General features: G+C 72.5%; 16 protein-coding genes. 7 read left to right on the forward strand and 9 right to left on the reverse strand.

Annotated features, from left to right (window positions below):
• Nucleotides 1-113 precede the first annotated feature (113 nt).
• From ACIGXM_RS29135 to ACIGXM_RS29150, 4 genes are all read left to right on the forward strand, one after another.
• Complete coding sequence (locus tag ACIGXM_RS29135; RefSeq protein ID WP_396566008.1) at nt 114-392, forward strand: HPr family phosphocarrier protein; 279 nt, start codon at nt 114-116, stop codon at nt 390-392.
• Between the two features lie 110 nt (nt 393-502).
• The gene (locus tag ACIGXM_RS29140) at nt 503-1246 is read left to right on the forward strand and encodes an SAM-dependent methyltransferase (protein WP_396566010.1); all 744 of its coding nucleotides are present in this window, start codon (nt 503-505) and stop codon (nt 1244-1246) included.
• 254 nt (nt 1247-1500) lie between these two features.
• Nucleotides 1501-2556 carry an OpgC domain-containing protein gene (opgC, locus tag ACIGXM_RS29145; RefSeq protein WP_396566012.1) on the forward strand — a complete coding sequence of 352 codons (1056 nt, stop codon included), beginning with the start codon at nt 1501-1503 and terminating at the stop codon, nt 2554-2556.
• A 42-nt stretch (nt 2557-2598) separates the two neighbouring features.
• Complete coding sequence (locus ACIGXM_RS29150) at nt 2599-2772, forward strand: hypothetical protein (RefSeq protein ID WP_396566014.1); 174 nt, start codon at nt 2599-2601, stop codon at nt 2770-2772.
• On the opposite strand, the gene ACIGXM_RS29155 is transcribed toward ACIGXM_RS29150, so the two are convergent.
• The 3 genes from ACIGXM_RS29155 to ACIGXM_RS29165 all read right to left on the reverse strand — a co-directional run bounded on the left by ACIGXM_RS29155 (nt 2762) and on the right by ACIGXM_RS29165 (nt 7098).
• Nucleotides 2762-4018 (reverse strand): RtcB family protein, encoded by a 1257-nt coding sequence (locus ACIGXM_RS29155; RefSeq protein ID WP_396566016.1) that lies wholly within the window; start codon nt 4016-4018, stop codon nt 2762-2764. The two genes, ACIGXM_RS29150 and ACIGXM_RS29155, sit on opposite strands and share 11 nt — an antisense overlap.
• Nucleotides 4019-4384: 366 nt before the next feature.
• On the reverse strand, nt 4385-5773 hold the full coding sequence (locus ACIGXM_RS29160; protein WP_396566018.1) for a M16 family metallopeptidase: 1389 nt from the start codon (nt 5771-5773) through the stop codon (nt 4385-4387).
• Nucleotides 5770-7098, reverse strand: coding sequence for a M16 family metallopeptidase (locus tag ACIGXM_RS29165; RefSeq protein ID WP_396566020.1), 1329 nt, complete (start codon nt 7096-7098; stop codon nt 5770-5772). The genes ACIGXM_RS29160 and ACIGXM_RS29165 overlap by 4 nt, the downstream gene beginning before the upstream one ends.
• Before the next feature lie 242 nt (nt 7099-7340).
• Between ACIGXM_RS29165 and ACIGXM_RS29170 the strand changes: the two genes are divergently transcribed.
• The 3 genes from ACIGXM_RS29170 to ACIGXM_RS29180 all read left to right on the forward strand — a co-directional run bounded on the left by ACIGXM_RS29170 (nt 7341) and on the right by ACIGXM_RS29180 (nt 11521).
• Nucleotides 7341-9791, forward strand: coding sequence for a DNA topoisomerase (ATP-hydrolyzing) subunit A (locus tag ACIGXM_RS29170; protein ID WP_396566022.1), 2451 nt, complete (start codon nt 7341-7343; stop codon nt 9789-9791).
• A gap of 68 nt (nt 9792-9859) precedes the next feature.
• Nucleotides 9860-10780, forward strand: a complete 921-nt coding sequence (locus tag ACIGXM_RS29175) for a sucrase ferredoxin (RefSeq protein ID WP_396566024.1) — start codon at nt 9860-9862, stop codon at nt 10778-10780.
• 60 nt (nt 10781-10840) lie between these two features.
• Complete coding sequence (locus tag ACIGXM_RS29180) at nt 10841-11521, forward strand: C40 family peptidase (RefSeq protein WP_396566025.1); 681 nt, start codon at nt 10841-10843, stop codon at nt 11519-11521.
• Nucleotides 11522-11590: 69 nt separating this feature from the next.
• Here ACIGXM_RS29180 and ACIGXM_RS29185 read toward each other — a convergent pair whose 3' ends face one another.
• From ACIGXM_RS29185 to ACIGXM_RS29210, 6 genes are all read right to left on the reverse strand, one after another.
• Nucleotides 11591-13246, reverse strand: coding sequence for a cation acetate symporter (locus ACIGXM_RS29185; RefSeq protein WP_396566027.1), 1656 nt, complete (start codon nt 13244-13246; stop codon nt 11591-11593).
• Nucleotides 13243-13608, reverse strand: coding sequence for a DUF485 domain-containing protein (locus ACIGXM_RS29190; RefSeq protein ID WP_396566029.1), 366 nt, complete (start codon nt 13606-13608; stop codon nt 13243-13245). The genes ACIGXM_RS29185 and ACIGXM_RS29190 overlap by 4 nt, the downstream gene beginning before the upstream one ends.
• 327 nt (nt 13609-13935) lie before the next feature.
• Nucleotides 13936-14649, reverse strand: a complete 714-nt coding sequence (locus tag ACIGXM_RS29195; protein ID WP_396566031.1) for a response regulator — start codon at nt 14647-14649, stop codon at nt 13936-13938.
• The gene (locus tag ACIGXM_RS29200) at nt 14646-15806 is read right to left on the reverse strand and encodes a sensor histidine kinase (protein WP_396566033.1); all 1161 of its coding nucleotides are present in this window, start codon (nt 15804-15806) and stop codon (nt 14646-14648) included. Before ACIGXM_RS29200 ends, ACIGXM_RS29195 begins: the two co-directional genes overlap by 4 nt.
• Nucleotides 15807-15833: 27 nt before the next feature.
• The gene (locus tag ACIGXM_RS29205) at nt 15834-16322 is read right to left on the reverse strand and encodes a DUF1453 domain-containing protein (RefSeq protein WP_396566035.1); all 489 of its coding nucleotides are present in this window, start codon (nt 16320-16322) and stop codon (nt 15834-15836) included.
• A 221-nt stretch (nt 16323-16543) separates the two neighbouring features.
• Nucleotides 16544-18655 carry a type IIA DNA topoisomerase subunit B gene (locus tag ACIGXM_RS29210; protein WP_396566037.1) on the reverse strand — a complete coding sequence of 704 codons (2112 nt, stop codon included), beginning with the start codon at nt 18653-18655 and terminating at the stop codon, nt 16544-16546.
• Between the last annotated feature and the right edge of the window lie 487 nt (nt 18656-19142).

The following is a 19142-nucleotide window of genomic DNA, read 5'->3' on the forward strand; positions in this document are numbered from 1 at the left end:
GATGGCGCCCGACCCGAACTCCGTTCGACCGGGGGGACCCGTTTCGGTCCCGGCCGTGCCAGAATGGTCTAGACAACACGGCTCCAAGCAGCACCACCTGAAAGGCACGTCACATGGCTGAGCGCCGCGTCACCATCGGTTGGCCCGAGGGCCTGCACGCCCGTCCCGCCTCCGTCTTCGTCCGTGCGGCGGCCGCCGTCGGCGTGCCCGTCACCATCGCCAAGGCCGGCGGCAACCCGGTCAACGCGGCCTCGATGCTCGGGCTGCTGGCGCTCGGTGCCGAGGGCGGCGACGAGGTCGTGCTGGCCTCCGACGCCGAGGGCGCGGACGCCGCGCTGGACCGGCTCGCCAAGATGGTCCAGGAGGGCCTGGACGAGCTGCCCGCGGCCTGAGCCCGGACCTCCCGGAGGGGTGCCCGCCGAACACCGGCGGCGCACCCCTCCGGCGTGTCCGCCGCGGAAAACGGCCTGCGGCCGGGCCGCGGCTCTGCGAGGCTGCTTGGATGGACCGTAGCCTGCGCTCCCGCCTCGCCCACGCCCACCATCCGATCGCCGCGCCGCTGAGCGACCCGTCGGTCGCCACGCTGCTCGCCCGGGCTCTTCGCCGGGGCGACGAGCGGCTGCTCGACCTCGGCTGCGGCGAGGCCGCCTGGCTGCTGCGCGCGCTGGCCGCGCACCCGGGGGTGACCGCGGACGGCGTCGATCTCGATCCGGACGGGCTCGCCCGGGCCCAGCAGGCCGCCGAACAGCTCGGGGTGGCCCGACGGCTCGGCCTGCACCACCGCGCGGCGGCCGAGTTCACCGCACCGCACCCCTACGACCTGGTGCTCAGCGTCGGCGCCACGCACGCCTTCGGCGGCCCGCTGCCCACCCTGGCCGCGGCCCGCGGACACCTCGCGCCCGGCGGTGCCGTGCTGCTCGGCGAGGGCTACTGGCAGACGCCGCCCGGCGAGGCGGCCACCGCCGCGCTCGGCGGCTCGCCCGACGAGTTCGACGACCTGCCCACCCTGGTCGAACGGATCGTCGCGGACGGCTGGATCCCGGTGTACGCGCACCTCAGCACCCAGCACGAACTGGACGACTACGAGTGGTGCTGGACCGGCTCACTGGCCGGCTGGGCCCTCGACCACCCCGAACTCCCCGAAGCTGCCGAGGCCTTGGCGGCGGCCACCGCCCACCGCACCGGCTGGCTCCGCGGCTACCGCGGCACCTTCGGCTTCGTCACGTTCCTGCTGCGTCCGGCCTGACCGTCCCGGCGGCGCCTCACCCGGGGCGGGGGTCCCGCTTCCTGAATCACCGTCGACGCCGCCCCGGGCCACCGCGCCCGGGACGGCGGAACAGCTCACGCTGAGCTGAGCCTGTTCTCAGACCGTTCAAAGGCAGGCCTGGCGGACTGACCTGCATGACGTCTCTGCTTCTGCCTGCCCCGGCCCCAGCCAACGTCACGGCCCCCGCCCCCCGCGAGGCCTCACCACCCGTCGTCGCCCCGAAACGTGCCCGCGTGGTCACGCTCGACCTGATGCGCGGCTACTACGTGGGCGTGCTCGCCGCGATCCACCTCAGCTACGTCCCCTCCCTGCTCGGCCTGTTCGACGGGCGCGGCGGGCTGCTGGTCTCCGAGGCCGAGGGCTTCTTCCTGATCTCCGGGCTGCTGGTGGGCATGCTGCGCCGCCGCGACCTGGAACAGCACGGGCTACCGCGGGTGGCGCGCAACTCGTGGCAGCGGGCCGGGCAGCTGTACGTGGTCGCGGTCACCCTCACGCTGCTCTTCACCTGGATCGGCCGGGTGGCGCTCGCGCACGGCAGGACGCAGGTCAAGGTCGGCCTCGACGATCACTCCACGCCACTGACGCTGCTGGTCAACGCGCTGACGCTGCGCTACACCTACGGCTGGGCGGACTTCCTGAGCTTCTACGTCCCGATGTTCCTGCTCGCACCCCTGGCGGTGTGGCTGCTCTCCCGCCGGCTGGCGCCGCTGATGCTGCTGTTGGCCTACGCGGGCTTCCTGCTGCCCTCGTACTTCGACACCGGCTCCTGCAGCCCGTTCCTGCAGTGGGGGGTGTACTTCTTCCTCGGCATGACCGCGGGCTTCCACTGGGACGACATCAGGCGCCTGATGTCCCGGATGTCGCCCGCGCCGCGCCGCGCCCTGCGGGTCGGCCTGGTCGTGGCCACCCTGCTGATCTACGCCGTCGGCATGGTCCTGCTCTACCACCCCACCCTGGTGTCCGCTTCGGGCACCTACGACCACCTGTTCCAGAACAACCGGCTCGGTCTGCTGCGGCCCCTGCTGGCGCCGGTGAGCGTCGCCGGCACGTACCTCCTGGTCCGACGGTTCGAGGAGCCGATCGCGCGGACCGCCGGGAAGGTCCTGCTGCCGTTCGGCCGGAGCTCGCTGTACGTCTACGTCGCGCAGAGCTTCTTCGTCTTCCTGGTGCCGTTCGTGTTCGGACCGCGCGGGTTCTGGTTCAACACCGTGTTCGACCTCTCGGTGATCGCGGCGATCCTGCTCGGGGTGCGCACGAGGTTCCTGGCGTTCCTGATCCCCCGCGCCTGATCCGCCGGCGGACCAGGCCCGCACGCGGAGCACCTGCTCGCGGTGGGCGACCACCGCGAGCAGGTGCTGTTGTTCCATCACCTTCTCGGCCGGCTCGCGGGCGCCCGGGATCTCGTCCACCACGCCCGCGTCCTCGCGGCGCTCCACGCCCCGGCCCGCTCCACCGGGTCCCGAGTGGCGAACGGCTCCTTCACCGCCGTCCGGCTCAACCCTTGACGCAGACGATCTGCTTCAGCTCGGTGACGACCTGGACAAGGTCCTTCTGCTGCTCCATGACCTTGTCGATCGACTTGTACGCGCCCGGGATCTCGTCCACCACGCCCGCGTCCTTGCGGCACTCCACGCCCCGGGTCTGCTCCACCAGGTCCCGGGTGGTGAACCGCTTCTTCGCCGCCGTCCGGCTCATCTTCCGACCGGCGCCGTGCGAGGCCGAGTTGAACGAGGCCGGGTTGCCCAGGCCACGGACGATGAACGAGCTGGTGCCCATCGAGCCGGGGATGATCCCCCACTCCCCCGCGCCCGCGTGGATCGCGCCCTTCCGGGTGACCAGCAGGTCGACGCCGTCGTACCGCTCCTCGCTCACGTAGTTGTGATGGCAGCTGATGACGCCGGGGCGGTACTCGACCGTCCTCATCACGCCTCGTTCGTCTTCCTGCTGGCAGCTGACGACCGGATCGAAGCCGACCTTCGCCCGGCGGAACTCGCTGCGGACCACGTCCTGGAAGAGCGCCATCATGATCGCCCGATTGCGCTTGGCGTACTCCTGCGCCCAGAACAGGTCCTGCCGGTAGGCGGCCATCTGCGGGGTGTCCGCGATGAAGACCGCCAGGTCGCGGTCGGGCAGGCCCTGGTTGTGCGGGAGCGAGCGGGCCACGGTCATGTGGTGCTCGGCCAGTTCCTTGCCGATGTTGCGCGAACCGGAGTGCAGCATCAGCCAGACCGAGCCGTCGGTGTCCAGGCAGAACTCGATGAAGTGGTTGCCGCTGCCCAGCGTGCCCATCTGCTGCAGGGCCCGCTCGCGCCGCCAGCGGACCTCCGGGGCGACCGCGTCGAAGCGGTCCCAGAAGTCGTCCCAGCCCGAGGTCGGCAGGCCGTGCAGCCGGCGCGGGTCGACCGGGTCGCCGTGCATGCCACGGCCGACCGGGATCATCTGCTCGATCCTGGAGCGCAGCCGGCCCAGGTCGTCGGGCAGGTCGCCGGCCGTGAGCGAGGTCTTCACCGCGCTCATCCCGCAACCGATGTCGACCCCGACCGCGGCCGGGCAGACCGCGCCGTTCATGGCGATGACCGAGCCGACGGTCGCGCCCTTGCCGAGATGCACGTCCGGCATCACGGCGAGACCGTGCAGCCAGGGCAGCGAGGAGATGTTGCGCAGCTGCTGCATCGCCGCGCCTTCCACCGTCGCCGGATCCGTCCACATCCGGATCGGGACCCGGGCACCGGGGACTTCGGTGTACGACATGGTGAGCTGACCCCCAAAGGTCGATATGTCCAGGGTAGAACTGCCACGCGAAGCGTCCGGCGTGGCTCGGGAAGTCGATGAACAGCCCGGCGCGGGGCCCGGGGAAGGGGACTCAGGCGGCGCGTCGGCGCAGGGAGGCGCGTGGGGAGGAGGACGGCCTCGGGGAGCGCAGGGCGTACCGGCGCCTGCCTGGGTGCTCGACCCGCATGATGACCGCCTCCTCTCCGATGCCGGTGATCCGAAACCGGTGATCCGATGCCGCACCGCGCGGCAGGGCTATCTACCCACGGGCCGCACCGACCGGGCAAGCCAATAAAAGGAGGCCCGGCGGGTGCTTCCGCCGGGCCTCCTGAGGACGTGTCAGGGTCAGGACGACACGACGCTGACCTCGCCGATACCGAGCTCCTTCACCGGGTCGGCGATCACCGCGGCGTCCCCGACGAGGACGGTGACCAGCCGGTCCGGCTGGAAGCCCCCGACCACGGCGGCGGTGGCGGCCGCGGTGTCGAGCTCGGCCAGCTGCCGGTAGACCTCCGCCTGGAAGTCGTCCGGCAGCTGCTGCTCGACCTGGTCGGCGAGCGTGCCGGCGACCGAGCCGGCCGTCTCGTACTTGAGCGGCGCGACGCCGACCAGGAACTGCACGGCCTCCTCGCGCTCACCGTCGGTGAGGCCCTCGGCGGCCAGGGTGCGCAGGATGGTCCAGGTGTCGGCCAGCGCGGGCGCGGTGGACGCGGTGTCCACCGAGCCGCTGATCGCCAGCAGCGCGCGCCCCGAGCCGTCGGCCGCCGAGCGCAGCGGCTGGGCGAAGGAGCGGACGCCGTAGGTGTAGCCCTTCTCCTCGCGCAGCACCCGGTCGAGCCGGGAGGTGAGGGTGCCGCCCAGGCAGTAGGTGCCGAGGGTCTGGGCAGGCCAGGCGGGATCGTGCCGGTCCGGGCCGATCCGGCCGATCAGCAGCTGGGTCTGCACCGAGCCGGGCCGGTCGACGATGATCACTCGCGCGGTGTCGTCCGCGGTGACCGGCGCCGGGACGCTGGGCTCGGCCGACTCGCCGGTCCAGCCGCCGAGGGTGGCCTCCAGCAGGGCGGGCAGGTCGACCCCGGTGAGGTCGCCGACCACCACGGCGGTGGCGGTGGCCGGGCGGACGTGCGCGGTGTAGAAGGCCCGGACGGCGGCGCGGTCGATCGGCTTGACCGTCTCGGCGGTGCCGCCGCGGGGGCGGGAGAGCCGGTCGGCGGCGTCGAACAGCTCGGCGTAGAGCGCCTTGGCAGCGCGCCGGGCCGGGTTGGCCTGCTCGTGGACGATCTCGTCGAGCCGGTTGGCGACCAGCCGCTCGATCTCGTCGGCGGGCAGCGCGGGGGCGCGCAGGGCGTCGGCGAGCAGGTTGAGGCCGCGCTCCAGCCGGGAGGCCGGAACCTCCAGAGCGAGCCGGATGCCGAGGTGGTCGGCGTGCGCGTCCAGCGTGGCGCCGGCGCGCTCCAGCTCACCGGCGTACTCCTCGGCGGTGAGCGTGTCGGTGCCCGCGGTGAAGGCCCGGGCGAGGATGCCGGCCACCCCGTCCAGCCCGGCCGGCTCGGCGGCGAGCGGCGCGTCGAGCAGCACCTCGACGGCCACCAGCTGCTGGCCGGGGCGGTCGCAGTGCAGCACGGTCAGCCCGTTGGCGAGCCGGCCGCGGGTCGGCGCGGGGAACGCCCACGGGGTCGGCGTGCCGGGCTGCGGCTGCGGGTGGAAGGTCATGGCGGGGACGTAGGCGCTCATGCGGCGTCCTCCTCGTCGGTCGCGGCGTCGTCGGCGTTGGTGGGCTCGTAGACCAGGACGGCGCGGTTGTCCGGCCGCAGCCGGGCCGCGGCGATCGCCCTGACCTCCTCGGCGGTGACGTCGAGGACCCGCTCCAGCGCGCCGTTGAGCAGCTTCGGGTCGCCGAACAGCACGGCGTAGCGGCACAGTTCGTCGGCCCGGCCGCTGACCGTGGTGAGCCGGTCGAGCCACTCGCGCTCGATCTGGGCCTGCGCCCGCTCCAGCTCCTCGGGGCTCGGGCCCTCCGCGGCGAACCGGGCCAGCTCCTCGTCGATCGCCCGGTCGATCCGGTCGATGGTGGCGTCGCCCGAGGACTTCACGTCCAACCAGCCCAGCGAGGGGGCGCCGACGAGCCGGAGCATGCCGAACCCGGCCGAGACCGCGCTGCGGTCGCGGCGGACCAGGCGGTTGTAGAGCCGGCTGGACTCGCCGGAGCCGAGCACGGTGAGCGCCAGGTCGGCGGCGTCGGCCTCGCGGGTGCCGTCGTGCGGCAGGCGGTAGGCGGCCATCAGCGCGCGGGCCGGGACCTCCTCCTCGACCAGCTCGCGCAGCTCCTGCCCGATGGTCTCGGGCAGCGTGCCGTCCCGCGGCGGCTGCTTGCCGTCGTGGCCGGGGATGCTGCCGAAGTACTTCTCGATCCAGGCGACGGTCTGCGCCGGGTCGATGTCGCCGACCACCGACAGCACCGCGTTGTTGGGTGCGTAGTAGGTGCGGAAGAACGCCCGGGCGTCCTCCAGCGTGGCGGCGTCCAGGTCGGCCATCGAGCCGATCGGGGTGTGGTGGTACGGGTGCCCCTCCGGGTACGAGAGCGCGGTGAGCTTCTCGAACGCCGTGCCGTACGGGACGTTGTCGTAGCGCTGGCGGCGCTCGTTCTTGACGACGTCTCGCTGGTTCTCCATCGAGGTGTCGTCCAACGCGGCCAGCAGCGAGCCCATCCGGTCCGCCTCCAGCCAGAGCGCGAGCTCCAGCTGGTGGGCGGGCATGGTCTCGAAGTAGTTGGTGCGCTCGAAGCTGGTGGTGCCGTTGAGCGAACCGCCGGCGCCCTGGACCAGCTCGAAGTGGCCGTTGTTGGAGACGCTCGCGGAGCCCTGGAACATCAGGTGCTCGAAGAGGTGGGCGAGACCCGTACGGCCCTGCACCTCATGGCGGGAGCCGACGTCGTACCAGAGGCAGACGGCGGCCACCGGGGTGAGGTGGTCCTCGGAGAGCACCACGCGAAGGCCGTTGGCCAGCCGGTGCTCGGTGATGGCGATACCGCCGGTGGAGGCGGGGGCCGGATTGGCCATGCGCTCGGGTCCTTCCCGTCGGGTGGGTCGGGGGGTGTCTACGGCCCCCATTGTGGTGCAACGATCGAAACGCCGGGACGCGTCCGCGCGGGCCGGGCGTTCGCCACCGGCGGAAGTCGCCGGCGGTGGCCCTCACGAAGGCCACTGGCGGGCGCTGTCCGCCGGAGGGTCCACAATGGGGGTCGCCGTACCCCCGTGACGACACGTGAAGCAGCTGACAGACGCAAGGGAGCCCCGCCGCGATGGCCCGCCGCAGTTCGCCGACCCCGCCGCCCGGAGACTTCGAGGAGCAGATCCTCGACGTCGACGTCGTGGACGAGATGCAGCGCTCCTACCTCGAGTACGCCTACTCGGTGATCTACTCCCGCGCCCTGCCGGACGCGCGGGACGGTCTCAAGCCGGTGCACCGCCGCATCCTCTACCAGGCCAACGAGATGGGCCTGCGCCCCGAGCGCGCCCACGTGAAGTGCGCCCGCGTGGTCGGCGAGGTGATGGGTCGGCTGCACCCGCACGGGGACGCCTCGATCTACGACTCGATCGTCCGGATGGCACAGCCCTTCTCGATGCGGGTCCCGCTGATCGACGGCCACGGCAACTTCGGCTCGCTCGGCAACGACGACCCGCCGGCCGCGATGCGCTACACCGAGTCCCGGCTGACGGCGGCCTCGATGTCGCTGGTGGAGTCGATCCACGAGGAGACCGTCGACTTCGGCCCCAACTACGACGGCAGCGAGCAGGAACCGGTGGTGCTCCCGGCCGCCTTCCCGAACCTGCTGGTCAACGGCTCCTCCGGGATCGCGGTCGGGATGGCGACCAACATGCCGCCGCACAACCTGAGCGAGGTGATCGCCGCCGCCCGGCACCTGATCAAGCACCCGGGCGCCGACCTCGACACGCTGATGCGGTTCATCCCCGGCCCGGACCTGCCGACCGGCGGCCGGATCGTCGGCCTCTCCGGCATCCGGGACGCCTACGAGACCGGCCGCGGCACGTTCAGGATGCGCGCCACCGCGACGGTGGAGAACGTCACCGCCCGCCGCAAGGGCATCGTGGTGACCGAACTGCCGTTCGCGGTCGGGCCGGAGAAGGTGATCGCCAAGATCAAGGACCTGGTCAACGCGAAGAAGCTGCAGGGCATCGCGGACATCAAGGACCTGACCGACCGCGAGCACGGGCTGCGCCTGGTCATCGAGGTCAAGAACGGCTTCGTCCCCGAGGCGCTGCTGGAGCAGCTGTACAAGCTGACGCCGCTGGAGGAGACCTTCGGCATCAACAACGTGGCGCTGGTGGACGGCCAGCCGCTCACGCTGGGCCTCAGGGAACTGCTGGAGGTCTACGTCGACCACCGCTTCGAGGTGGTCCGCCGGCGCAGCGACTTCCGCCGCCGCAAGCGGCAGGAGCGGCTGCACCTGGTCGAGGGCCTGTTGGTGGCGCTCGTCGACATCGACGAGGTGATCGCGCTGATCCGGTCCAGCGACAACGCGGCGCAGGCCAAGGAGCGGTTGATCGAGCGGTTCGGGCTCTCCGAGGTGCAGACCGCGTACATCCTGGACACCCCGCTGCGCCGGCTGACCCGCTTCGACCGGGTGGAGCTGGAGGCCGAGCAGGCCAAGCTGACCGCGGAGATCACCGAGCTGACCGAGATCCTGGAGTCGGACGGCAAGCTGCGCAGCGTGGTCTCCGGCGAGCTGGGCGCGGTCGCCAAGCAGTTCGGCACCGAGCGGCGCACCGTGCTGCTGGAGTCCGGCGCCGTTCCGTCGGCGGCGCTGGCCGTGCCGCTGGAGGTGGCCGACGACCCGTGCCGGGTGCTGCTCTCCTCGACCGGCCTGCTGGCCCGGACGGCGGACGGCGAGCCGATGGAGGCCGGCGAGTCCCGGGCCAAGCACGACCTGATCGTCTCGGCCGTGCCGGCCACCGCGCGGGCCGACGTGGGCGCGGTGACCTCGGCCGGGCGGGTGTTGCGACTGCCGGTGATCGATCTGCCGGCCTTGCCACCGCAGCGCGCGATGTCGCTGGCGGGCGGCGCGCCGGTCAGCGAGTTCCTGCGGCTGGAGGCCGAGGAGCGGGTGATCGCGCTGACCACGTTGGACGAGTCCTCGCCCGGCCTGGCCCTGGGCACGGTGCAGGGCGTGGTCAAGCGGGTGGTGCCGGAGTGGCCGGCCAACAAGGACGAGTTCGAGGTGATCGCGCTCAGGGAGGGCGACGAGCTGGTGGGCGCGGTGGAGCTGCGCACCGGCGAGGAGGACCTGGTCTTCATCACCAGCGACGCCCAGCTGCTGCGCTACCCGGCCGGCCAGGTCCGCCCGCAGGGCCGTCCGGCGGGCGGGATGGCCGGGATCAAGCTCACGGAGGACGCCCGGGTGCTCTCCTTCACCGCGGTGGACCCGGCGGAGGACGCCGTGGTGGTCTCGGTGGCCGGTGCCTCCGGCACCCTCGCCGGCGATGAGCAGACCAGCTGGAAGGTGACGCCGTTCGAGCAGTACCCGCGCAAGGGCCGGGCCACCGGCGGCGTGCGCTGCCAGCGCTTCCTGCGCGGCGAGGACGTGCTGGTCTTCGCCTGGGCGGGGGCCGCGCCGGCCCGCGGCGCGGCGGCCAACGGCTCGCCGGTGCAGCTGCCGGAGCGCGATCCGCGCCGGGACGGCTCCGGCAGCCCGGTGACCGGCCGGCTCGCGGCGGTGGCCGGACCGGCCTGAGGCCGGCGGGTGGGGCCGGGTGATCCGGCCCCACCCGGCGCTCCGGGGCGCACGGTAGGGTGCCCGGGGTGATCACCTGTAGCAGTGCGTCGAGCGAACTCGACGAGCCGCTGGCCGCCACCGCGGCGACCGCCGCGACCTGGCTGCTGCTGGAGCAGCCCGGGCCGTGGGGTGCGAAGGCGCTGACCGGGAGCCACCTCGACACCGAGCTGGGCCGGGCGCTGGACGCGGCCTGCGCGGGGACCGGTGTCCGACCGGCGCTGATCCGCCGGCCCGGGCGGCACGCCGACAACCTCCCGCTCGCCGGGCACCAGGTCGTGCTGGCCCACACCCGCCCGGGCCACTCCTGGGTGCGCCGCACCGAACTGACCGACCCCGCCGAGCTGCTGACACTGGACCTGGCCGCCGCCGGGGCCGGCGAGCACGGCGGCTTCGGAGTCCCGCACACCGGCGGCCCGCTGGCGCTGGTCTGCACCAACGGCCGCCGGGATCGCTGCTGCGCGCTGCTCGGGCGGCCGCTGGCGGCCGAGCTGGCGGCGGCCGGGCACAGCGAGGTCTGGGAGGTCACCCACCTGGGCGGGCACCGGTTCGCGCCGACCATGCTGGTTCTCCCGTACGGCTACGCCTATGGCCGGCTCGGCGAGGCCGCGGCCAAGGAGGTGCTGGCGGCGACCGCCGCCGGGCACACCGTGCCGCAGTGGTCGCGCGGGCGTTCCTGCTGGGACCGGCCCGGCCAGGCGGCCGAGCAGGCGGTGCGCGAGCTGACCGGCGACACCGCGGCGGACGCGCTGACCGTCAGCCAGCGGGCCCTGGCCGAGGACCGCTGGGAGTGCCGGGTGGAGCACGCCGACGGCCGGGCCTGGCGGGTCGAGGTGGTCCAGCGGACGAGCGCGCCGGCCCGCCCGGAGAGCTGTGGAAAGACCCCCGGCACGCCGAGCCGGATGGAGGTCCGCGGAGTGCAACCGCTGGACGGTCCTTACCGAGGGTGAGTCGTCCGTTCGGCGGAGGCCACGCGGCGACTCCCGGTGACGACTGCCTAGCGTGACCGCATGGATACGACACCCCATCGGACCGTGCTGCCCGGTGTCGCCCGGCTGCGGTACGGCGTCGCACTGGCCACCGCGATAGTCGTGGGCACGGGCTCGAACCTCCTCGGCGGTGCCGGGAGCGCGTACGCGGAGCCCGTGCCCGGCCACCACCAGCTGGACGGGACCAGCGCACCCGACACCGACGACACCGTCCCCGGCACCGACGGCCCCACCCCCGGCGGCGCAGACACCGGCCAGACCGCGCCGGCCGTCGACGACACCACTCCGGCCACCGCCGATGACGAGTCCACCGCCCCCGCCACCGGGACGAGTTCGCACCGGAACACCGAGGCGGCCGTGAAGTTCGCACTGGCCCAGGTCGGCAAGCCGTTCGTGATGGGCGGCAACGGCCCGAACGGCTACGACTGTTCGGGCCTGGTCCAGCAGTCCTACCGCCGGGCGGGCATCAGGCTGCCGCGGATCGCCAACGACCAGTACGAGGCGACCACCCGTCTCGGGCCGGGCCGACTCCGCCGCGGCGACCTGCTGTTCTGGTCCTCGGACGGCAGCGCCCGTGGCATCCACCACGTCGCCGTCTACCTGGGCGACGAACGCTACGTCGAGGCGGCGCACCAGGGTACGAGGGTCCGGATCTCGAAGATCGTCAAGGGCTACCACCCCACCCACCTCGGCCGCCCCTGAACTCCCCCGCGCGCGGACGGTCCCCGGCAGCAGGCGCCGCCGGGGACCGTCCGCCGTTCCGGTGCCCGCTCAGACCGCCCCGGCGCCGGTCAGCGAACGGACCTCCAGCTCGGCGAACTTGTCCGCGTCCGCCCGCTCCTCGCCACTGACCGTGCCCACCCAACCGGCCAGGAAGCCCAGCGGGATGGAGATCAGGCCGGGGTTCTCCAGCGGGAACCAGTGGAAGTCCACGCCCGGGAACATCGCGGTCCTGCTGCCGGAGACCACCGGGGAGAAGAGCACCAGGACCAGGGCCGGCACCAGGCCGCCGTAGGTCGCCCAGCAGGCCCCCCGGGTGGTGAACCGGCGCCAGAAGAGGTTGTAGAGCAGGGTGGGCAGGTTGGCCGAGGCCGCCACCGCGAACGCCAGACTGACCAGGAAGGCGACGTTGAGCCGCTGGGCGAACAGGCTGAGCACGATCGCCGTGCCGCCGATCACCACCGCTGCCAGCCGGGCCACCACCACCTCCTGACGGTCGCTCACCGCCGGCCGGTCGGCGCGGCGGAACGCTTCGGCGTAGAGGTCGTGGGCGAAGGAGACCGAGGAGGCCAGGGTCAGCCCGGCCACCACGGCGAGGATGGTGGCGAAGGCGATGGCCGAGGTGATCGCGAAGAGCAGGGCTCCCCCGGTACTGCCGTCGCCGCCGCCGAGCTTGAGCGCGAGCAGCGGAACGGCGGTGTTCCCGGCCGAGTTGGCGGTCTTCACCGCCTTGGAGCCGACCAGCGCGGTCGCCCCCAGTCCCAGCACCACGGTCATCAGGTAGAAGCAGCCGACCAGCCCGATGGCCCAGACCGTGGACCGCCGGGCGGCCCGCGCGGTGGGCACGGTGTAGAAGCGGGACAGGATGTGCGGCAGGCCGGCCGTGCCGAGCACCAGGGCCAGGCCGAGGCTGACGAAGTCGAGCCGCTCGGTGGCGGTCCCGCCGTACTTCAGGCCCGGCTCGAGGTACCTGGAACCGGCGCCGCTGCCCCGGGCCGCCGCCTCCATCAGGCCGGCGAAGTCGCCGTGGAAGCGGACCAGCACCCAGCCGGTGAGCAGCGCCGCCCCGGTCATCAGCATCATCGCCTTGACGATCTGGATCCAGGTGGTGGCCCGCATCCCGCCGACCGTGACGTAGATGACCATCAGGGCGCCGACCGCGACGATGGTCCAGGTCTTGGCCGCCGCCCCGGTGGTGCCGAGCAGCAGGGCGACCAGACTGCCCGCACCGACCATCTGGGCGATCAGGTAGAGCAGGGTCACCACCACGCTGGCGCTGCCGGCCGCGGCCCGGACCGGACGCTGCCGCATCCGGGTGGTCAGCACGTCGGCCAGGGTGTAGCGGCCGGTGTTGCGGACCAGCTCGGCGACCCACATCAGGACCACCAACCAGGCCACCAGGAAGCCGATGCTGTAGAGCACGCCGTCGTAGCCGTAGAGCGCGATCAGGCCGGTCACCCCGAGGAACGAGGCGGCCGAGAGGTAGTCGCCGGAGAGCGCGATGCCGTTCTGTAACGGGCCGAAGTCGCGGCCACCGGCGTAGAAGTCCTCGGTGGCCTGGCCGCGGCGGCCGACCCAGACGGTGATCGCCAGGGTCACCACGACCACCAGCGCGAAGAGCACGACCGCCAGCTCGTGGTGCTGACCGCCGGCCGGCGCGAGTGCCGAGTGGCCGGGAACGGGCAGGTGGGACTCGATCAGGTTCATCGCAGCTGGTCCTGGGTGTCCCAGCGCAGCCCGAGGGCGGCTCGGTCGCGCTTGATGCGGGCATTGCGGGCGTAGAGCAGGGTGATCACGAAGGTCGAGACGAACTGCAGCAGGCCGAGCAGCCAGGCCACGTTGAACGGCCCGGCGAGGCGGCTGCGCATCAGATCGGGCGCGATCGCCTGCGCGGTCACGTAGAGGAGGTACCAACCGAGGAAGACCGCGGTGGCGGGGAAGACGAACCTGCGGTAGCTGCGCCGGATCTCCTGGAAGGTGGCGCTCTGCTGCACCGCCCGGTAGACCTCGGCGGCGGCCGGATCCGGTGGCGGCTCCGCCTGCCGCGGTGCCGGAACGATGGGACTCACCGTGACGGCGCGCTCCACCACCGCCCGCCCGCGAGCGGCTCGACGACCCGGCCTCGCGGCCCCGCTGGGGACGGACCACCGGTCGAACCACTGGCTCGAACGGGACGGCCGACCGACCGGTCCGGTGACTTGCTGCTGTGCCAAAGCTGCTCCTGCCCGGGATGCACCACCGAGCGGTGGGCGTCGGGATAGCGGCACCGCGAGCACTCCGGACGACCCGCCCCGAAGATCCATTCGGCGTACCGACGGTGCCCTGACGGCACAATGATGACGGGTCAGAAACGGAGATATGGCACCCGACCGGATTTTTCACCCATTAAGACGAGATCAGCCGTGCTGTTCACCCCGCGAAATCCCATGTCGGAACGCATAACTGACCGCCTGTGCACGATCCCTGACCGCGGTCTTCGCGAAGAGATTATTGATATGAGTTTTCACCGTGGCCGGGCTGACGAAGAGCTCCGCCGCGATCTCGGTGTTCGACAACCCCTCGGCGATCAGCGCCAGTACCTCCGCCTCCCGGGCCGTCAGGCCGTCCGGGAGGGGCTGTTGGGCCGACCGCGCCGGGGGCCGCGCCGGTTCCGGGGCGGGCGCGGCGAGCCGCTCCAGCAGCCGGCGCTGCACCTGCGGGGAGAGCCCGGCCGCTCCGGAACGGACGGCCGCGATGGCCCGGGCGATCTCCTCCGCCCCCGCGTCCTTGGTCAGGTACCCCCGGGCGCCGGCCTGCAGCGCCGGGAAGAGCGAGTCGTCGTCGGCGTAGGTGGTCAGCACCACCACCTCGGTCGCCGGGTGCTCGCCACGGATCCGGCGGGTGGCCTCCACCCCGTCGCAGCGCGGCATCCGCAGGTCCATCAGCACGACGTCCGGGGCCCGTTCGGCGACCAGCTGGACCGCCTCCTCGCCGTCGGCCGCCGCCCCGACCACCTCGATGCCGGGCAGCAGCCCCAGCAGCATCACGATCCCCTCCCGCACCACGGTCTGGTCGTCCGCCACCAGCACCCGGGTCGGCTGCTCCGCCCCGCCCGTCGTCCGCTCGCTCATGCCGGCACCCGCAGCAGCACGCGCCATCCTCCGTCGTCCGGGCCCGCCAGCAGGCTGCCGCCGAGCAGTTCCGCGCGTTCACGCATTCCCAGCAGACCGTACCCGCTGCCGCTGCCGGCCAACTCGGCCGACACCTCGCCGCGCGGCCCGCGGACGTTGCGGACCTCGAGCTCCACCTCCTCCGGCAGGTAGCGCAGCAGGACCGTGCAACCGCCGCCGGACGCGTGCTTGCGGACGTTGGTGAGCGCCTCCTGCGCGGTCCGCCGGACGGCCAGCCCGGCCTCGGCGGCGAGCGGCCGCGGGGTCCCCTCCACGGTCAGCACGGCGTTCTCGTCCCGCACGAGCTGCACCAGGTAGTCCCCGACCGGGACGAACTCGCCGCGCAGCGCGGAGAGCGCCTGCCGGGTCTCGGCCAGCCCGTCCTGGGCCATCCGCCGGGCCGCCACCACCCGTTCCCGGATCTGCCCGCGATCGGCCCCACCGTCCAGCATCAGCCGCGCCGCCTCCAGGTGCACCAGCTGCGCGGAGAGGCTGTGCGCCAGCACGTCGTGGATCTCCCGGGCGATCCGGGCCCGCTCGGCCAGCGCCGCCGACTCCGCCTCGGCCGCCTTCGCGGCCAGCTGTTGGGCCAGCAGCAGCCGGGCGGTCGCCCGCGCCTCGCCGTCCAGCCGCAACAGGTAGCCGAGCAGCAGCAGACCGACCACGGTGAGCACGGTGCCCAGCGGGGAGTCGCGGGTGGTCGTGCTGTACGAGGCCAGGGCCATCAGGGTGGCCGGCACGGCCAGCGTCAGCGGCAGCCGGAGCAGCACGATCACCGACATCGCGCACCAGATCACGTTCGCCAGCAGCACCCCGTGGGTCTGCTGGGCCGCCCAACTGACCACCAGCATTCCGACGATGCACCCCAGCGCCGCCCGCGGCCAGTGCCGCCGCGAGGCCACGAAGAGACCGTAGAAGAGCGCTCCCGCCGAGATGATCAGTATCGCCGCGACGACCGCGGTCGCCGCCGAGTGCCGGCTCCCGGCGTACGTCCCCCAGACGACCGAGCCCAGCAGCCCCAAACGCCCGACGGCGGACAGCAGCGCCCCGGCCCAGGAGGAGTTCCTCCGGTCCAGGGGCGGCTCCTGCGGCCAACGGGTCCAGTACTCCAGTGGCACGTACGTTCCCTCCACGGCCGGCCCGGCTCAGCCGAGCACGGTGGCCCGGCGCGGGCCGCCTTCCAGGTTCTGGGCCCTCCAGTTCACCACGGCGCCGCGGACCAGGAGCAGCGCCGCCAGCGCGAGCAGCAGGTCGTTGGTCCCCTGGTGGACGCCGAGCGCGGCGGCCACCGCGAACAGGCCGACCCGCAGCGCGATCATGCCGACCCAGGCGGCCAGCGCGGCCTTGCTGCCCTTGGCCCACACGGTACCGTCAGCATCCCGCCAGATCCGGACGGTCCAGCCCCAGACCGAGCCCATCGCGATCTCGATCAGGATCCCCACCACCAACAGCCCGACCGCGGCGGCCTTGTGGTGCGGGTCGATCAGGCTCGGGTCACGCAGCGCGACCACGGCGAGGATCAGCGGCAGGAGCCAGAAGCGGCGCTCGGTGTCGATCCGGCGGGCCCGCATCTGGCGGGCGAGCACGAACACGACCGCGGCGACGATGATGACGATGTTGGAAAGCCCGGCCATCGGAAGTTCTCCATCCCGGCTGGAAGAGGGGGTGCTGACCTCTACGACGGTACGGATCCGGTGGCGCAGGGTGATCGGCGCCAGGGTTGAAACGGCGGGGGGGGGGGGGGGGGGGGGGGGGGGGGGGCGGGGGGGGGGCGCGGGGGCGGGGCCCCCCCCCCCCCCCCCCCCCCCCCCCCCCCCCCCCCCCCCCCCCCCCCCGCCGGGGTGGAGCGGGCCGGCTAGGCGTCGATCCGGGAACGGTCCAGGGTGGCCGCGGAGTCGACGATGAACTCCTTGCGCGGCGCCACCTTGTCGCCCATCAGCAGGTCGAGCACCTGCTCCGCGGCCTCCAGGTCGCCCAGGTTGATCCGGCGCAGGATCCGGTGACGCGGGTCCATGGTGGTCTCGGCCAGCTGGTCGGCGTCCATCTCACCGAGGCCCTTGTAGCGCTGCACCGGCTCCTTCCAACGCAGGCCCTTGCCCTGGAACTCCAGCAGGCTGCGGCGCAGTTCGGCGTCGGAGTAGGTGTAGTGGTACTTCTCCTGGCCGCGCTTGGGGTTGGTCAGCTCGATCCGGTGCAGCGGCGGGACGGCCGCGAACACCCGGCCCTGCTCGACCATCGGGCGCATGTAGCGCTGGAACAGGGTCAGCAGCAGGCAGCGGATGTGCGAACCGTCGACGTCGGCGTCGGCCATGAAGATGACCCGGCCGTAGCGGGCCTGGTCGATGTCGAAGGTCCGGCCCGACCCGGCTCCTATCACCTGGATGATCGCTGCGCACTCGGCGTTCTTCAACATGTCCGAGACCGAGGCCTTCTGGACGTTGAGGATCTTGCCGCGGATCGGCAGCAGGGCCTGGAACTCGGAGTTGCGGGCAAGCTTGGCGGTGCCCAGCGCGGAGTCGCCCTCCACGATGAAGAGTTCGCTGCGCTCGATGTCGTCGCTGCGGCAGTCGGCCAGCTTGGCGGGCAGCGAGGAGGTCTCCAGCGCGGTCTTCCGGCGCTGCGCCTCCTTGTGCTGGCGGGCCGCGACCCGGGTGCGCGCGGCCGCGACCACCTTCTCCAGTACCGCCCGGGCCTGCAGCTTCTCGTCCTTCTTGGCGGAGGAGAGGAAGGCCTTGAGCTCCCGGGCGACCACCGCGGCGACGATCCGGTTGGCCGCCGAGGTGCCCAGCACCTCCTTGGTCTGGCCCTCGAACTGCGGCTCGGCCAGCCGGACGGTGACCACCGCGGTGAGGCCCTCGGTGGCGTCGTCCTTGGTGATGTCGTCCTCGGCGACCCGCAGCAGCTTGGTCGCCCGCAGCGCCTCGTTGACGGTCTTGGCCAGCGAACGCTCGAAGCCGGTGACGTGGGTGCCGCCCTTGGGGGTGGCGATGATGTTGACGAAGGAGCGCAGCGTGGTGTCGTAGCCGGCGCCCCAGCGCAGCGCGATGTCCACGCCGAGTTCGCGGGTGACCTCGGTCGGGGTCATGTGGCCGAGCTCGTCCAGGACCGGGACGGTCTCCTTGAAGGTGCCCTCGCCGCGCAGCCGCAGCACGTCGCAGATCGGCTTGTCCGGTGCCAGGAACTCGCAGAACTCGCCGATCCCGCCGTCGAAGCGGAAGGTGGTCTCCTCGATCCGCTCGCTCTCCGTCAGGCGCTCGTCACGCACCACGATGGTCAGGCCGGGAACCAGGAAGGCGGTCTGCCGGGCGCGGTTGTGCAGGTTCTCCAGGGAGAGCTTGGCCTCCTTGAGGAAGATCTGCCGGTCGGCCCAGTAGCGGATCCGGGTGCCGGTCCGACCCTTGGTGACCCGGCGGACCTTGCTGAGCCCGCTGCCGGGCTCGAACGGCGCGTCCGGGCTGAGCTCGGTGAAGATGCCCGGGGTGCCGCGGCGGAAACTGATCGCGTGGGTGTGCCCACCGCGGTCCACCTCGACGTCCAGCCGGGCGGAGAGCGCGTTCACCACCGAGGCGCCGACGCCGTGCAGACCACCGGACGCCGCGTACGAGCCGCCGCCGAACTTGCCGCCGGCGTGCAGCTTGGTCATCACGACCTCGACCCCGGACAGGCCGGTCTTGGGCTCGACGTCGACCGGGATGCCACGGCCGTTGTCGCGGACCTCCACCGAGCCGTCGTCGTGCAGGACCACCTCGATCCGGTCGCAGAAGCCGCCGAGCGCCTCGTCGACCGAGTTGTCGATGATCTCCCACAGGCAGTGCATCAGGCCCCGGCTGTCGGTGGAGCCGATGTACATGCCGGGTCGCTTGCGGACCGCCTCCAGCCCCTCCAGGACGAGCAGATGCCGAGCGGTGTAGTTGGATCCGTCATCCACGGCGCGCAGGGCGGGTGGCACGGTCGTTTCGGCACTCACGCGGTGCACTCCTCCAAAGAGACTTCTGACTCGATCCCGGCAGCTGTTCCGCGGCGGCCGATCGGCGCCGTCACCGCCGCTGCACACTACGCCCCGAGTTCGCAGCTTGTACGCGCTGCGCGAACACGGTCCGGCCCCGACCCGCTCGACGGGGTCGCCATCTCGCCCGCGCCCGGCGGGTACTGGCGGACCGTCGACCCCGCGACGAGCGCTGGAACAGCCGAGATGCAGGCTACCGGTGCCCAGGACGGGGCTTATGCTCCAACCCAGTAGGGGATTATGCTACGCCCACCCTCGGACAACAGTTCGATAGAACGTTCGAGTGGTAGACAGGTCGCGGTTTCCGACGCGCATGAACCGAGCGCGCCCGGGGCACGTCCTCATCAACACAGCAGAATCCTCAAAGAAGAAAAGCCACGAGCGGGAACGTTTTCGGCCTGGTTGGATGTTCACCCTGGTACGACAGCTCGTCGAGCTAGAGAAGAGG

The organism is Kitasatospora sp. NPDC052896 (genome assembly GCF_044547075.1).
In the GTDB taxonomy this organism is placed as follows: domain Bacteria; phylum Actinomycetota; class Actinomycetes; order Streptomycetales; family Streptomycetaceae; genus Kitasatospora.

Coding starts and splice junctions, on each gene's coding strand:
- ACIGXM_RS29160 (WP_396566018.1), bottom strand. CDS start 5,773: ATGAGCGCCTACGTCCCCGCCATGACCTTCCACCCGCAGCCGCAGCCC.
- ACIGXM_RS29195 (WP_396566031.1), bottom strand. CDS start 14,649: ATGAGCGAGCGGACGACGGGCGGGGCGGAGCAGCCGACCCGGGTGCTG.
- ACIGXM_RS29165 (WP_396566020.1), bottom strand. CDS start 7,098: ATGGCCAATCCGGCCCCCGCCTCCACCGGCGGTATCGCCATCACCGAG.
- ACIGXM_RS29140 (WP_396566010.1), top strand. CDS start 503: ATGGACCGTAGCCTGCGCTCCCGCCTCGCCCACGCCCACCATCCGATC.
- ACIGXM_RS29185 (WP_396566027.1), bottom strand. CDS start 13,246: ATGAACCTGATCGAGTCCCACCTGCCCGTTCCCGGCCACTCGGCACTC.
- ACIGXM_RS29180 (WP_396566025.1), top strand. CDS start 10,841: ATGGATACGACACCCCATCGGACCGTGCTGCCCGGTGTCGCCCGGCTG.
- ACIGXM_RS29135 (WP_396566008.1), top strand. CDS start 114: ATGGCTGAGCGCCGCGTCACCATCGGTTGGCCCGAGGGCCTGCACGCC.
- ACIGXM_RS29155 (WP_396566016.1), bottom strand. CDS start 4,018: ATGTCGTACACCGAAGTCCCCGGTGCCCGGGTCCCGATCCGGATGTGG.
- ACIGXM_RS29170 (WP_396566022.1), top strand. CDS start 7,341: ATGGCCCGCCGCAGTTCGCCGACCCCGCCGCCCGGAGACTTCGAGGAG.
- ACIGXM_RS29205 (WP_396566035.1), bottom strand. CDS start 16,322: ATGGCCGGGCTTTCCAACATCGTCATCATCGTCGCCGCGGTCGTGTTC.